This window comes from Lachnospiraceae bacterium JLR.KK002 (genome assembly GCA_036941025.1).
Classification (GTDB): Bacteria; Bacillota; Clostridia; order Lachnospirales; family Lachnospiraceae; genus Petralouisia.
On sequence record JAYMNP010000001.1, the window covers coordinates 1,948,716 to 1,963,670 of the forward strand.

12 protein-coding genes and 1 other RNA gene are annotated in these 14,955 nt (G+C 42.6%); 3 read left to right on the forward strand and 10 right to left on the reverse strand.

From position 1 onward, the window contains the following. Window positions 1-131: 131 nt before the first annotated feature. Complete coding sequence (locus VSQ32_09350) at window positions 132-1,394, forward strand: nucleotidyltransferase family protein (GenBank protein ID MEH2943063.1); 1,263 nt, start codon at window positions 132-134, stop codon at window positions 1,392-1,394. On the opposite strand, the gene VSQ32_09355 is transcribed toward VSQ32_09350, so the two are convergent. The 8 genes from VSQ32_09355 to VSQ32_09390 form a co-directional block, all read right to left on the reverse strand. Then, window positions 1,391-2,569 carry a phosphoribosylaminoimidazolecarboxamide formyltransferase gene (locus tag VSQ32_09355; GenBank protein ID MEH2943064.1) on the reverse strand — a complete coding sequence of 393 codons (1,179 nt, stop codon included), beginning with the start codon at window positions 2,567-2,569 and terminating at the stop codon, window positions 1,391-1,393. The two genes, VSQ32_09350 and VSQ32_09355, sit on opposite strands and share 4 nt — an antisense overlap. A gap of 20 nt (window positions 2,570-2,589) precedes the next feature. Then, window positions 2,590-3,303: an IMP cyclohydrolase gene (locus tag VSQ32_09360; protein MEH2943065.1), complete on the reverse strand. Its 714-nt coding sequence runs from the start codon at window positions 3,301-3,303 to the stop codon at window positions 2,590-2,592. 131 nt (window positions 3,304-3,434) lie between these two features. Continuing rightward, window positions 3,435-4,364 (reverse strand): chemotaxis protein, encoded by a 930-nt coding sequence (locus tag VSQ32_09365; protein ID MEH2943066.1) that lies wholly within the window; start codon window positions 4,362-4,364, stop codon window positions 3,435-3,437. Window positions 4,365-4,558: 194 nt separating this feature from the next. Further along, on the reverse strand, window positions 4,559-5,281 hold the full coding sequence (locus VSQ32_09370) for a DUF4352 domain-containing protein (GenBank protein ID MEH2943067.1): 723 nt from the start codon (window positions 5,279-5,281) through the stop codon (window positions 4,559-4,561). 165 nt (window positions 5,282-5,446) lie between these two features. Continuing rightward, on the reverse strand, window positions 5,447-6,919 hold the full coding sequence (locus VSQ32_09375; GenBank protein ID MEH2943068.1) for a HAMP domain-containing sensor histidine kinase: 1,473 nt from the start codon (window positions 6,917-6,919) through the stop codon (window positions 5,447-5,449). Further along, a complete protein-coding gene (locus tag VSQ32_09380; GenBank protein MEH2943069.1) occupies window positions 6,916-7,593 on the reverse strand; it encodes a response regulator transcription factor in 678 nt (225 codons plus the stop codon). Before VSQ32_09380 ends, VSQ32_09375 begins: the two co-directional genes overlap by 4 nt. A 122-nt stretch (window positions 7,594-7,715) precedes the next feature. Next, on the reverse strand, window positions 7,716-8,372 hold the full coding sequence (locus tag VSQ32_09385; GenBank protein MEH2943070.1) for a hypothetical protein: 657 nt from the start codon (window positions 8,370-8,372) through the stop codon (window positions 7,716-7,718). A gap of 227 nt (window positions 8,373-8,599) precedes the next feature. Next, window positions 8,600-10,150, reverse strand: coding sequence for a recombinase family protein (locus VSQ32_09390; GenBank protein MEH2943071.1), 1,551 nt, complete (start codon window positions 10,148-10,150; stop codon window positions 8,600-8,602). A gap of 647 nt (window positions 10,151-10,797) precedes the next feature. Here VSQ32_09390 and VSQ32_09395 point away from each other — a divergent pair. Continuing rightward, the gene (locus VSQ32_09395; GenBank protein ID MEH2943072.1) at window positions 10,798-11,532 is read left to right on the forward strand and encodes a Rep family protein; all 735 of its coding nucleotides are present in this window, start codon (window positions 10,798-10,800) and stop codon (window positions 11,530-11,532) included. Between the two features lie 134 nt (window positions 11,533-11,666). Here the strand turns inward: VSQ32_09395 and VSQ32_09400 are convergent, their stop codons facing one another. After that, complete coding sequence (locus VSQ32_09400; protein ID MEH2943073.1) at window positions 11,667-12,473, reverse strand: Ig-like domain-containing protein; 807 nt, start codon at window positions 12,471-12,473, stop codon at window positions 11,667-11,669. Window positions 12,474-12,977: 504 nt separating this feature from the next. On the opposite strand from VSQ32_09400, the gene VSQ32_09405 reads away from it, so the two are divergent. Beyond that, window positions 12,978-14,384, forward strand: a complete 1,407-nt coding sequence (locus VSQ32_09405) for a plasmid recombination protein (GenBank protein ID MEH2943074.1) — start codon at window positions 12,978-12,980, stop codon at window positions 14,382-14,384. Window positions 14,385-14,543: 159 nt separating this feature from the next. On the opposite strand, the gene ssrA is transcribed toward VSQ32_09405, so the two are convergent. Continuing rightward, window positions 14,544-14,890, reverse strand: a transfer-messenger RNA (tmRNA) gene (ssrA, locus tag VSQ32_09410). Window positions 14,891-14,955 lie beyond the last annotated feature (65 nt).

Below are 14,955 nucleotides of genomic sequence, written 5' to 3' on the forward strand. Positions count from 1 at the left end.
CATATTGCTTCACTGTCTTTTTTCATTATAAACCAATCCAATCCGGTATACAAGGAGATTTTCCGAAAACATTGATAATTCCCCCTGAAAAGCATATAATCTATACAGACAGAAAAACAGGGGGAACACTTATGATTATTCCGGGAATTATTGCAGAATACAATCCTTTTCATCAGGGACATGCCTGGCAGATTCAGACTTTGAAAAAAAAGCTGCAGGCAGATTATATCATTATCGCCATGAGCGGAAATTTCGTACAGCGGGGCGTCCCCGCAATAACTGATAAATTCAGCCGGGCCCAAATGGCTTTAAACTGCGGTGCAGACCTGGTTCTGGAACTTCCGGTTCTCTATGCCGCCTCCAGCGCTGAATACTTCGCCAGGGGCGGCGTCTCTCTTCTGAACAGCACCGGTGTGGTTACTCATCTGGGCTTCGGAACAGAAACGGAACAGACAGGCTTTCTGCAAAAAGCTGCCTCCGGCCTGAACTGCCAGCCGGAAGCATTTCGGCTGGCCCTGCAGCTGGAATTAAAAAAGGGCCTTTCCTTCCCTGCTGCCCGGACTGCTGCTATAAAGCATTATTTTGATACTCAAAATTATTATCTTCCTGAAAATGCGGAACAGATTCTTTCTTCCCCAAACAACATTCTGGCAGTTGAATACCTGAGAGCCCTGGAATATTATCATTCTCCAATCCTTCCCTGTCCCGTTCTGCGCCGGGGCGCCGGCTACCACGACACGTCTCTGAGGGGAGGTTTCTGCTCTGCTTCCGCCATCCGTGCCTGTTTCAAAAACGACGCCCCATCTTCTTCTCCTGGCGGCAGCTTTTTGGAAAAACTGCCGCCAGGCTCCATACCGGAACCTGCACTGGAAGTATTGAGACAGTATCCCCACCCCTTTTTATGGGAAGATGATTTCTCCATGCTTCTTCACTACAAACTGCTCACAGAATCTGAGGAACATCTGGCCCGCTATGCAGATGCTTCTCCGAACCTTGTCCGCCGGATAAAGAAGGAAATCAGCGAATTTCGCTCCTGGAGCAGTTTCTGTGAAATCATGAAAACAAAAAATATCACATTCAGCCGCCTGAGCCGCCTGTTTCTGCATATACTGCTGGAAATTTATCAGGAAGATTACCGGTCATTCCCGGAACCTTCCTTTCTGCGGGTACTTGGCTTTCGCAAAAACGCCGCTCCCCTGCTCGCCGCCATAGAAAACAGCAGTTTCCTTCCTCTGGTTACCAGTCCTGCCCGGATGGAGCAGACGCTCCCGGTCTCCGCCCGCCGCCTTCTGGCATATGATTTAAAATCTTCGGAACTGTATCGTATCGGACTTGCCTCCAGAGGAGACAACAGCCTGAAAAACGATTACCGGCAGCCCGTGATTACTGTTTAATGATGGAACAGGCGGATTCCGGTGAAGCACATGGCCATATGGTATTTATTACAGGTCGCAATCACATGGTCATCACGGATAGAGCCCCCTGGCTCTGCCACATAAACCACACCGCTCCTGTGAGCCCGCTCAATATTATCGCCAAAGGGGAAAAAGGCATCCGAGCCAAGTGATACATCCGTCATCTCATCCAGCCACCGGCGCTTTTCCTCCTGGGTGAATACTTCCGGCTTCACTTTGAAAATCTTTTCCCAGGCGCCCTCTGCCAGAACGTCCATGTAATCTTCCCCAATGTACAAATCTATGGCGTTATCTCTGTCCGCCCGGCCTATGCCGTCTGCAAACTGCAGTTCCAGCACTTTCGGAGCCTGGCGCAGGAACCAGTTATCCGCCTTCTGTCCGGCCAGTCTGGTACAGTGGATTCTGGATTGCTGACCGGCCCCAATCCCAATCGCCTGTCCGCCCTTTGCATAACATACGGAATTAGACTGGGTATATTTCAGAGTAATCATTGCAATAGCCAGATCTATTTTAGCTGATTCCGGAATTTCCTGATTCTCGGTCACCACATTGCTGAAAAAGTCACTGTCAATTTTCAGTTCATTTCTTCCCTGTTCAAAGGTAATGCCAAAGACTTCCTTATGTTCCACCGGATCAGGCACATAATCCGCATCAATCTCAATTACATTGTAATTTCCCTTTTTCTTGGCTTTCAAAATTTCCAGTGCCTCCGGCTCATATCCTGGGGCAATTACTCCATCGGAAACCTCACGCTTAATAATTTTCGCAGTAGCCTCATCGCACACATCGGACAGAGAAATAAAATCACCAAAGGAAGACATACGGTCTGCACCTCTGGCCCTGGCATAGGCATTTGCAAGAGGGGTGAATTCCATCTCCATATCGTCCACCCAGTAAATTTTCTTCTCTACCTCTGTGAGAGGAAGCCCTGCTGCCGCTCCCGCCGGAGAAACATGTTTAAAAGATGCGGCTGCCGGAAGTCCCGTTGCTTCCTTCAGTTCTTTTACAAGCTGCCATCCGTTAAAGGCATCCAGAAAATTAATATAGCCCGGCTTTCCATTTAATACCTTAATGGGAAGCTCGCCTTTTTCCATATAAATTCTGGACGGTTTCTGATTGGGGTTACATCCGTATTTCAGTTCTAATTCCTGCATAATATCCTCCATAAATAGACTTATCTGTTCTTATTAATAATTCTGGACTCATAAGTTCCTGTTTCCAAATCAATGTAGCGCACAAACAGAGAGACTTTGTTCTCCTCATTCAGACTAACCCATATTCTCTCTGCAAACTCATCCGGACTGCCTTCTATCTTCACCAGTTTGGGTTCTCCTTCAAAGCTGGGCAGAGGGTTGCCGTCCCCCTGATAGGTATGTATAAAATGTCCTTCTCCTTTTGCAGGATTTTCATAAGCAAAGGTATAGCGGTTACAGGAATCGGGACTGCCATGATTACTTTTCAGAATTGACATGGCATAGTTATAACTTCCCTTCTCCACATGCATGATGCCGGAAATACGCGGGGTATAATTGGGGGCATCCGGCTCAAATTCCCTGGTACGCAATGCCTGCTCAAAGGTCTGCTGTTTGTCCATCAGTTCATAAATGGTATCTGTCTGGTCACCGTTCGTTACAATGGTCTTATTGCCCAGCACTCTTACCGGTACATAAATAATCAGGCTGGGGTCGCTTAATTTCGACGAATCGAAAGCCTGGGTGCGAATTCCTTCCCCTTCTTCTACGAAAATGCGGTTTCTGCTGTTCTCACTTCTTCCCATTATGAAATAAGCAGCGACCGCATACCTGCCATCTTTGGACCTGCCGATTACAATTCCCCTTCCCGGATATGAATTATTCTTTAATTCTGTTTCCAATGATAATATGTTCATTCCTGATATCCTCCTTATCCTAATATCTTTGTCTATTCTACCATGGCCTGTTTTCTGTTACAAGTAAAAAGAACACAACAAAAAGAGGGTTCTGCAAAACCATTCATTCCGCAGCACCCTCTGTAATTCTGTTATCCGTTCGCCTTCTGAGCCAGCGCTTCTTTTCTCTTATCCAGAAGGTCATCAATCGCGCTTACCAGTTTGCCAATCTCCGGTTTGGTCAACTGAGCGTCCGCTCCCAGCATCTCGCCCTTACGCCGCATTTCTTCATTTACCAGAGATGAGAAAATAACAACCGGAATGTGCTTTAATTCATCATCTTCCTTAATCAGCTTCGTCAGACGGTGTCCGTCCATCAGAGGCATCTCAATATCGGTAATTACCATATGTACCTTATCATCCAGGTCACCGGATTTGCGGAACTCACTCAGCCGATCCCACAGTTCCTGACCATTGCTGTTGACAATCAGTTTGGTATAACCGGATTTCTTCAGACAGTCTGTAATCAGTTTGGACAGCAGCGGCGAATCCTCTGCCACCATAATCGGGGAATCGCTTCTGTTCCGTTCTTCCAGTGCATCAATGTCAGATACCTGTAAACCGGTCTCCGGACTGATATCTGTTACAATCTTCTCAAAGTCAAGAATAACAACCAGACGGTCTTCCAGTTTAATCACACCTGTGGATACACCGCTTTCTTCCACGTTAATGGTAGAATCCGGCTTGATAATATCTGCCCAGGAAAGTCTGTGTATTCCGCACACCTCATCCACATGAAAAGCAATATTCAGCTTGTTAAAATTGGTAATAATAAATAATCCGTTCCTGTCAATATCTGGAAGCCCCAGACAATTACGCAGATTAATAACTGTAATCATGGTATCTCTCGGCATAAATATACCTTCCACACTTGGATGTGCATTAGGAATCGGAGTAACCGGCTGATAAGTTAAAATCTCCCGAATTTTCGCCACATTAATACCGTAATGATTTCCAGCTAATGTAAATTCCAGTACCTCCAGCTCATTTGTGCCATTCTCCAAAAGAATATTTGTATCCATAATAGTAACTCTCTCCTCTCCGGGATATTTCCGTAAATTTCAAGTATGCCTGGGTATACCTGCCGTCCTGCGGCACCCGAAGGCCCCGTCCGCTCCGGACAGACAAAAGGTTCTCTGACGCCCATTTGGTGGCAACATAATATCTGTTTACATTATAGCATATATTTTCTGAAAAATATAGAACATTTTTCAATTTATTTCATATTAATCTCGCTTATCGTACCATTCATCTGTACGCTTAGTCCAAGGTCAGCGATACTCTCTGCCGAAGCTGCCGGAACTTCAAATAACAGGATACCTGCCGTTGTCTGTCCTGCTTCCAGTGTGCCCATATAGGTGGAAAGGTCGTTTTCCAGCATGGTAATCTCATTCTTAACGCCAGCTTCTCCATTTATGCTCAATGCAAAAACCGGCTGCAAATCCAGCAAATTACAGGCAGATGCTTCCGTTCCCGTATTCGTCATATTCACATTCAGAATTACGAATGTATTTCCCTCTGCCGCATCCAGCGAAAAATATCCGCCCTGCTGATAGCTGTTGCTGACAGAATAATCTTTATAGGAAAATTCTACTCCCGGAACCGCCAGTGCCTCTGTAAAGCTGACTGCTGCGGATGCTTCCTCTCCTCCTGCCTGCTCTCCCTGGCTTTCTCCCCCGCCTTCCGTCTCTGCTTCCGGCTCTTTCGTTTCTTCCGTTTCTTTTTCTTCTTCCTCAGAAAAAACGTCCTCATCCTCTTTGGGATAAACCATGGTCAGTCCTTCCTGCTGATAGCTGTTGTGTTTTGCAAGGGTGCCGGCAGAATAATTAACGACAATAAATTCTTCGCTTTCTGTCATTACTGCCAGCTCATCTCCACACCCGGTCAGAAACAGTGCTGCAAGCATCAGCGGCATTCCCTTTTTTATGAATTTCTTCATAAGTCTGTCTTCCTTTCCGTACTGTCACATATTCCTGTTCTTTTATCTTATATTCTACCATTATTTATGCCGCAGAGCAACCAGTATTTTTATTTCCACTTCGTGGGCCCCCTTACCGCAGGTGATAAGGTATCCTCCCACTTCGTGGGCCCCTCCTTACCACAACTACTGGCTTCGACTGTCCAGTTCAAACCAGAACTGTACGCCCTGGTCCACGTTATTCACACCGCATTCCCGGTGAAAGGAGTCCATAATGGCTTTTACAATAGACAGGCCGATTCCGTTTCCGCCGTATTCTCTGGTTCTGGCCTTATCCACTTTATAAAATTTATCCCAGATATGCTCCAGCTCTTCTTCCGGTATATGTTTTCCGGTATTGAAAACTTCCACCCGCACCACTTCCGCGCCGGGCACCACAGACACCTCAATCCGCTTTTCTCCCGATGCATAATGAATTGCGTTACTGATGTAATTGGTCAGTACCTGTTCCGTTTTAAATTCATCCGCCCACACATACAGGGGGCCAACGCCATGAAGGTTCAGAGTAATTCCGTCCTGTTCCCGCAAAATGGCAGTAGCATGGACTACGCCTTCCACCACTTCCATCAAATCAAACCGCTCAAATACCACCTGCTCGCTGCCGGATTCCAGCTGATTCAGCGTCAGCAGATTTTTCACAAGCTGATTCATCTTATCTGCTTCATCCATAATCACTTCACAGTAAAACTCACGGCTGTCTGCATCGTCATTGATACACTCCTGCAGTCCTTCCGCATAGCCCTGAATCAGCGCAATGGGGGTTTTGAATTCATGGGAAACATTGGAAATAAAATCTTTGCGCATCTCATCTATTTCCATTCGCTTCTCAATATCTGTTTTCAGTTCGTTATTGGCGCTTTTCAGCTCGGAAATAGTCTGCTCCAGCGTCTCCGACAACTGGTTCATATGTTCTCCCAGCAAATCGACCTCATTCTGCCCCCGGCTTCGGAACTTGGCGTCAAAGTCCAGGTTTGTCATCCTGCGGGATATATCCGTAAGCTGCAGAATGGGATTGGTAATTCTCCGTGTAACCACATAAATAATTACAGCGCAGACAATCACTGCCGTAATTCCCACATAAGCCAGAAAACGATTGGCAATTTCCACACTTTCCTTAATACTTTCCACCGCTGTACGCATCAGAATCAGGTTCCCGTTCTGAAGGTTGCCCCACAGTACCAGATAATCCGTATTCAGTCTGCTGTCCTTGGTTTTTTCCACCATATACTGTTCCGTATTTTCCAGAATCTTTGCTTTGTGCCTGTCCACATGGAAAATAAGCTCCATAAACTGCAGCAACAGTTCCTCATCATCTCCCACATTGGAATGCATGATGGTACGGTCCGAACTGATAATCATCATGGTAATATTGCTGTTGGCGCACTGCTTTTCCAGTTCAATCTGAAAACTTTCTTCATTCTCCCTTTCTTCCCGGATGGCTCTGTTCGTCATTTCAAACGTATCCAGCAGCTTTTTCTGCTTGTGCTCCACATAGTAGGTTTCCAGAAGGGAATTATTGGCAAACCAGCACAGCAGCACAGTCCCCGCCACAATACTTATCATGATAGCTGTTATCTTGCCTGTTATGGAATGCTTCATTCTTCTACCTCGAATTTATAGCCCATACCCCAGATAGTTTTAATGTAATCTCCCCGGCTGCCCAGCTTGCTGCGCAGTTTCTTTACATGGGTATCTATGGTTCTGGCGTCGCCGAAATAATCATAATTCCACACATGATTCAGAATCTTTTCTCTGGAAAGGGCAATCCCCCTGTTTTCCACAAAATAGCTGAGCAGTTCAAATTCCTTATAACTCAGCTCCATGACTTTTCCATCCACCATAACCTGATGGCCTGGCTTATCTATGGTAATTCCGCCGATATCCAGCGTTCCCTCTTCCTTTTTCCCGGTACGCCGCAGGATTGCCTCCACTCTGGCCACCAGAATTTTGGGGCTGAAAGGCTTGGAAATATATTCATCTGCTCCGATATCGAATCCCATCAGTTCATCGCTTTCTTCTCCTTTTGCCGTCAGCATGATAATGGGTACTTTGGAGTTCTCCCGTATCTCTCTGCACACTTCCCAGCCATTAATTTTGGGCATCATAACATCCAGGATAATCAGCGAAATATCCTTCTGTGCATAAAATTTATTCAGGGCGTCCTCTCCGTCCTCTGCTTCCACCACTTCAAAGTCCTGTTTTACCAGAAAATCCCGCACCAGTTTCCGCATCCTGCTCTCGTCATCTACCACCAGTATCTTCAGCTTCTCCATATCATCTACACCTTTCGCTTTTCCAGATTTATCTCTGACGTCCATATTACCACAGGATTATGGCAAATCTGTGAAAATACCATAGCATAACAGCACATCCGATTCCCGCCGCACATCTGATGTTACGGATTCAGTTCCTGTTCACGCTCTCTGATATTCTGCTCACGCTCTTCCAGTTCCTGTTCCCATTGTGCATATTTGTCAACAATTTTATTTTCATAATTGAGAATATTAGGATTGCTGTCCATCATCGTAATGACCACCATGCCGATTACCACAAGCATCAGGAATACATTGATTGCTATACTGGTATGGAAAAATCCTTTTCTGCTTTTGCACCTTTCTTCCGTCCGCCTCTGTTTCAGTTCCGCTTCCCGGCGTTTCTGTTTCTCCTGGTCTAACTGTTCCTCATACCAGACCGTCAGTTCCTCCACATCCGTACCCGGTGTCTGCTGTTCCTGCTTCTGACTTCCCGTTTTCTGTACAGAATTTTTTCTGCCTGCAGAACTTTTTACCTGTATGGGCTCCAGCCCTCTGTTTTTCAGTTCCGGTACTCTGGAAAGATAATCCCGAAGCTGTTTCAGATACATAAAGCCTACCGGCGTCTCAAATACTTTCTCTGCAGTGAGCTTACGGTACATTTCCAGCACCATCCGTGGATTCTCCATATCCAGGTTTCCCTTTATATATTTTATACTTTCCGCTTCCTTCCGGGCCTTCTGCCCTTCTTCCTGTTCTGCGAAAGCAAATCCTTCTACTATGATTCCATTCTTTCCCATTTTTTTCCTCGCTGTTTTTCATTTATCCAACCGCTGCGCTGTAAATGTATTGCCTGTTCAGACGTATTATACCATACTGTGGCTGCTCACTGCAATTAAAGTTACAATATGACATAAAAATAAAGACAGTGCAGACTGTCTTTATTTTACGTTCATGATTCGGGTGTCAGTTAAATATATTCGCGATAAGGCATCCTCCCGCTTCGCGGCTCCCTTCTTACCACAAATTATGGAGCTGACTGTTTCAATGTCGAACTCTCCACACCCTTATCACCGTCAGAATTTTTAGTATCAGTAATTTCTGTAAGCGTGTCTAAATCAATCACTGTTTCATTATTTATATAATACCATGTAATAACAAGCCTGTCATCATAAACATAAATTTTATCAACGAAATATTCTAAAATCGTATTTCTTGTTTCTGTATCATCAAAGTCTGCATTGGCATACTTGTCAAAATACTGCTGTATGCTGTGTCCATCATCTACAATAGCCTGTTTTAACCTCTCTGTTTCGATGGCTTCTTTAATAGCTGTTTTCCGATTCTCTAATTCGGCAAGGCGATTCGTAACAGTATCAGACAACACGCCTTTTTCAATAGCCTTTATTAAATTATTGATACCTTTCTCAGTTTCTTTTAATTCGGCTTCTAAACCACCTATATAACCATTATCAGCATTTAACTCTTTGTAATATGTGGCTACATCCACAGCAAGGCTTGCCAGATTTTCTGAATTTTCAAGAAGTTGACGCAAAACCCACACCACATGGACTTCTAATTGAAGTTGAGGTATGTTCCGCAATTTACATTTATGTTTGCGATGATTTTTACAGGCATAATAATAATGGATTTTACCAGTCTTTGAAGTGCCGGACATTCCATGCATTGTTGCACCGCACTCACCGCAATATAATTTCCCGGTCAGCCAGTAACGAGGAGCGTCCTCCTCAATAGATGGCGTTTTTGCCTTGTGCTTATTTCTTTCAAACCGCTTCTGTACTTCTTCAAAAAGCTCATCCGATACAAGTCTTGGCATACCATCTTTAATTTTAATGTCTGAATACTCATATACGCCTGTATAAGCCTTATTTTTCAAAATATGCCTAAGGCTATTCACCTTAAATTCACGCCCAAGCATTGTCCGTACTCCTTGCACATTTAATTCGTCTGCAATTTCAGTCAATGGCTTGCCATCTGCATACTGTTTAAAAATATACTGTACCACAGGAGCAGTTGCTTCATCTTTAATATAATGCTTTGTATCGTCCACTTTATACCCTAACATCTTATGACCATTATAAAGTGCATTCTCCGCATTATAACGCATTCCGCGCACAACATTTTGACGCAACTGTTTTGAATAAAATTCCGCCATAGATTCCAACATTCCCTCCATCAGAACAGATTCTGGTGAATCATCTGGAATCGCTTCTGCTATGTACTGTATGGAACAACCAGCGTCCCGGATTGTTTTCTTTGCAAGGGCTAGGGTATATCTGTCCCTGCCAAGTCTATCCGTTTTCCAAAGAATCAAGACAGCGGGTTTTAATTTTGCCACTTCCGCTAACATTTGTTGGAATCCCGGTCTGTCGTCCGTCGTTCCTGATATTGCCCTGTCAGTATATTCTTTAATTATATTCAAATCATGTTTTTCCGCATAAAATTGCGCCTGTTCCCTTTGCTGGTCGATAGACGCTTCATTTTGAGAATGGGAACTAAAACGGTAATACGCAATGGCATAATTATTATTATTTTGTTTGAATACATTATTTGCCATATATGCCCTCTCCTTTACTGATTCCTTAGAATTTGAATTATACTTGAAATATGCTCATTTATCAATATAGAAACAAAATATATGAGCGAAAACATACTTTTAATCCTACATAGCACCCGTAATATTTATTACGATAAATTTCTAATTCATCTTCCGTATTCCCGGTACCATTTTTGCGGTACCACTTTTCCCAAAAAATGGTACCGGGAAAATCCAGTGTTTATGCGGTTTTTCATCCTCCATTTTTGCGGTACCACTTTTCCCCAAAAATATGGTACCGGGGAAACCCAGTAAATACAAGGGCTAGAGGGTGCCGGTACCACAGTACCACTTTTTCCACAGGATTTTACTATAACAAAAAAAACACAAAAAAATATTTTAAATATCCCTTTATAAATTCTTATTTTTCAAGGGATAATAAAAAATGCTACCATATTTTAACTATTACCACCCTAACGCATATATATACCCGTGTAGTAGGGCTTGTCGATACTACACGGGTATTTTTGCGACAACTTTCCATCCTGACAGGATTCCGACAAAGGGGAATAGTTAAGTATATAATTAAATTAATTTAATTTAACTATTCACTTTCAGGAAAGTATGTGCTATAATATCTATATCAAATATATAAGGGGTGAATAAATATGGCTAGAAAATTAGCGGATTTGGAAACTATGATGTTAGTACAGGACTTCCAGCCCCAACATTGGAACTGGACAGATGATGAAAAGAAACAGCTTGGAAATTTAGGTGAAATGGGGAAAATCATCAAATCCCGGTTAGAAAATGCCGGATGTGAAATCCTTGAAATGCATGGTATCAGGCATGACAAAGACGAGAATAAAATCTGGAACGAGTACAAAATGGATTACGACATTAATTTCCAATCCAACCATGCCCACTTTATTGCAAAGTTTAAAAAAGGCAAAGGAAAGACACTGCCGGAACTCGCCAAAATTGTTGGCGTTGAAGAGAGTTACATTGAAAAGCCAAAATCCGGGCGTTACGCTTTTGACAATATGCTTTCCTATTTAATCCATATCAAATACGATAAGAAGTACCAGTATGATGTCCATACGGTTTATACATTTGCCGGGAAGAAATACATTGAACATTATCGGGAAAGGTACGAATCATGGATGAGGGGCAGAGCGAAAAAAAGCGTAGCCAGCACAAAAGAACTTGTTGACTTCTTAATCAATGGCATTGCTGACGGTGCAATCACGTTTGACAATATTGTAAGCAATGAAGAATGGATGAAAGTCTATATTATCAATTCATCCAGAATTGACACAGCAATAAATGCAAGAGAAAAGGCTATTAAACAACAAAAGCTGTTGAATACTCCTAATTATCAGGAGCGTTTGGGACAGAAATAGACACAACATTTTGTTAAGTGCTATTTTTATTTTATCGTAACAGGGATATGTGGGCAGTATTCCAGTCCCCCATATGCTCACATATCTATAAAAACAAAAGGTAACACTCAAATTGAATGTTACCTTTTTTGCAACTACTGTAACGGTCTTCTCTTCCCGCATTTGGAGCATTCTTCGTAGTTGTAGGGTTTTGCATAGGGAGTACATCCCGACCAGCTGCCATGGCCATATTCACGGTTGAGAGCTGCTTCTATGCTGTGGGCCTGCCACTCCTTTGCATTAGCAAATATCTGACCACATGCACATTGGCAATACATTGGACCGCTGTCTGTGGTAAACACTCTGACCCAGTCATGCTTACACTCTGTACCAACATTCTTAACAGTTACCTTACAAGTAGCTTTCTTCTTAGAGCCATCTGCGGCGGTAGCAGTAATGGTAGCTGTCCCGTTAGAAACAGCCGAAACTTTACCGTTACTGTCTACTTTGGCAACTTTAGTATTACTTGATTTCCATGTGACCTTACGCTGATTAGCATTGGTCGGCTTTGCTGTAGCTTTCAGAGTAACCGTAGCACCTTTCTTAGTAAGAGTGGCGGTCTTTTTATTCAGTGTTACAGAGGTAACAGGCTGTTTTACAGTCACCTTGCAGGTGTATTTCTTGCCAGATACCTTAGCGGTAATTGTAGCTGTGCCCTTTTTCTTAGCGGTTATTTTTCCTTTGGAATTTACTGTGGCAACAGATTTTTTGGATGTAGACCATGTGACTTTCTCAGTCGTTTCAGATACTTTAAGATTGTATGATTTCTTGACGTTCAGCGCAATTTCAGTTTTATTCAATTTCACTTTTGCCTTTGCCTCTGCTTGCATGGGCATAGCCAGTGTTAAAGCCATAGCAATAATAACGATAGTTGCGATTGATTTTCTGATGATGTTCTTCATAATGAATCCCCTTTCTTTGGTATATGCTAAATATTCATTTTTGTGAAAAAATTCGTCATTTTTCGACATGTGTTTGCTTAATTAAAAATTATACTCTCTTTTATCAGTTTTGTCCATTTCAAAATCAGTTCCTTTCTTTTTTGCTTTTGCACTCGCTCCCTTAATTATAGCCTAACGCATAGATACAGAATAAGTGAAAAGAGATACAGAACCGGGGGCAATAATTCCCCACCGCAGAGGTGGGGAAAAGCAAGGGTCAAGGGAGTGCAACTCCTTGCAAAATTATCTAAATACACTTGTGAATTTAGATGTATTTTGCTACAACGAACGGAACGAGATACTTTTTTGGGAAAGAAATAACTTACCGCCATAGACAGCACAACCTGGCAAAAGCCAGAAAATAACCGGACAAAAAATACAGAAAAAAATTAAAAAAACACTTGACAGAGGGGTTGTATTCTGAAGTTTTTCGATTATCATTAAGGTATGATAATAAGAAATGAGGTGGTTAAAATTGGTTATTTATCATTTGACGCCAGTGTAAAAATTCATTATTCCGGCAAATACACAAGCACAAAAACAGGTAAATCTGGAAACATGGGGATTGCCGGATATATCCGGCATATTGACAGGAGTGCGGACAAAATGAATGGCTGTGAGGTACAGCATAGTAACCCTGATATAAATTCTGACCTCACATTAGAAAACGAATCTTATTATAAAGATTCTAACGGAGAATGGCAGAGAACAAGCCACTCTAAAGATATGGTAAATGCAATTAACAGACGTATTGAATACGCAAAAGAGCATGGGGCAAGGATTTCCACAAAAGGGAAAAATGATACAGTGATTGTCCGTCCGCTTGTCCTGCAAATGGGTAACGATTCAATTACAGGACATGAAAATACATGGACGTGGGATTTAATTGGGATTCTTGAAGAAGAATTTGGGACAGACAATATCACTGGTTTTTCCATCCATAAGGACGAAACAAACCCACATATTCATGTTTGCTTTGTCCCTTGCCACGAATCAGAAAAAAACGGAAAATTGAAATGCACGATTTCACAAACGAAATTTTTTCATAACCCAAAACAATTAGCCGGGTTACATAGGAAATTCCGTAAAAAATTATTGGATAAAGGATATGACCTTGAATTAGAAAACAAGCCGATTGAAGAAGTTCTGGCATGTTATTACGATAAAGACGAAAAGTTCCATCAGCAGGGGCTTACTCCCGATATGTTAAAGCGACTTAGTAACAAAGAAATTCAACTTAGAATGGAGATGATTAGAATGAGAATCAGAGAAAAGGATTTAGATATTCTTGAGAAAAATATCCGTGAAATGAAAGAGCAGGAAAAAGCCAGAGAGGAAGAAATGGAAAGAAGATTTGAAAAAGAGCGTGAATCTTTATCTACGCAACAGACCGCACTTGAGAATGACAGGGCAACTTTACAGAGTAAAGAATATGACCTTTTGATTAAAGAAATGAAAGTACAGAGAATGGAAGAAAATGCAGAAAATACAAAAAGAGAAGCAGAGGAAATGTTTGAAAAAGCCGCTTCTATTACTGAAATCTGTAATCAGATTCTTTCAGAGGAAAAACACTTAAATGCTAAGTTCTTGGAGTTTTTAAAACGTGAGGACGAACGGACAGGCAGACATACACATGATGCTGTAGTGAATTGGTTCAAGAGATTTCAGAACGAACGCAAAAAGAAACACACGAACGGTTTATCTGATTTATTTGATTTCGATTATAAGACGAAAGAATTATTGGAATCGGGAAACCGGGCTAGGAATGAGCGTTTGAGAAACAGAAATTCCAATGCAGACAGCACGACAGACAACAGTCTGAATATTATTGACATTATCGGCACAAATACAGATTATGATTTTTCAGCATAAGTCGTTAAGAACAAACATGACCCACGGTACAGAGTATCGTGGGTCATGTTTGTTTCAGACTGTAGACAACCTATTCTGTCTTTATTTTCGCCAATACACTAAGCAGAACATATTCCTGTATATGACAATTTCATATGCAGGGTTCGACTTAATGCGTTTAAGTGGAGCTGAGGGGAATCGAACCCCTGTCCGAAAGCCAATTCACTATGGCATCTCCCATTACAGTCATTAGTTTAACATTCCCTCTGCCGGACGCCTAATGACAGGCTTCCGGTTTCAGTAGCTTCATAATACGCCCGTATCCGCAAAGCTTTGGATACGTCGTTTCCCACATAGTCGAAGCCGGGTTCTTAAACTGTGGGTGGTCTAAGGCCGACTGCTGCAACTAGGCAGCGATTGCTAAATTATCTTCAGCGTTTATATTTATAATTCCCGTTGTTGAGGCGGTCAGGAGCCGCCAATGGCTTCCATAGCTTCACAACCCCCGTCGAAACCAGTACAACCCCTGGCTGCTGATGTTGTTTAGCAATTACACATTATAGCTTTCTCTTAGTGATTCTGTCAAGTCTTT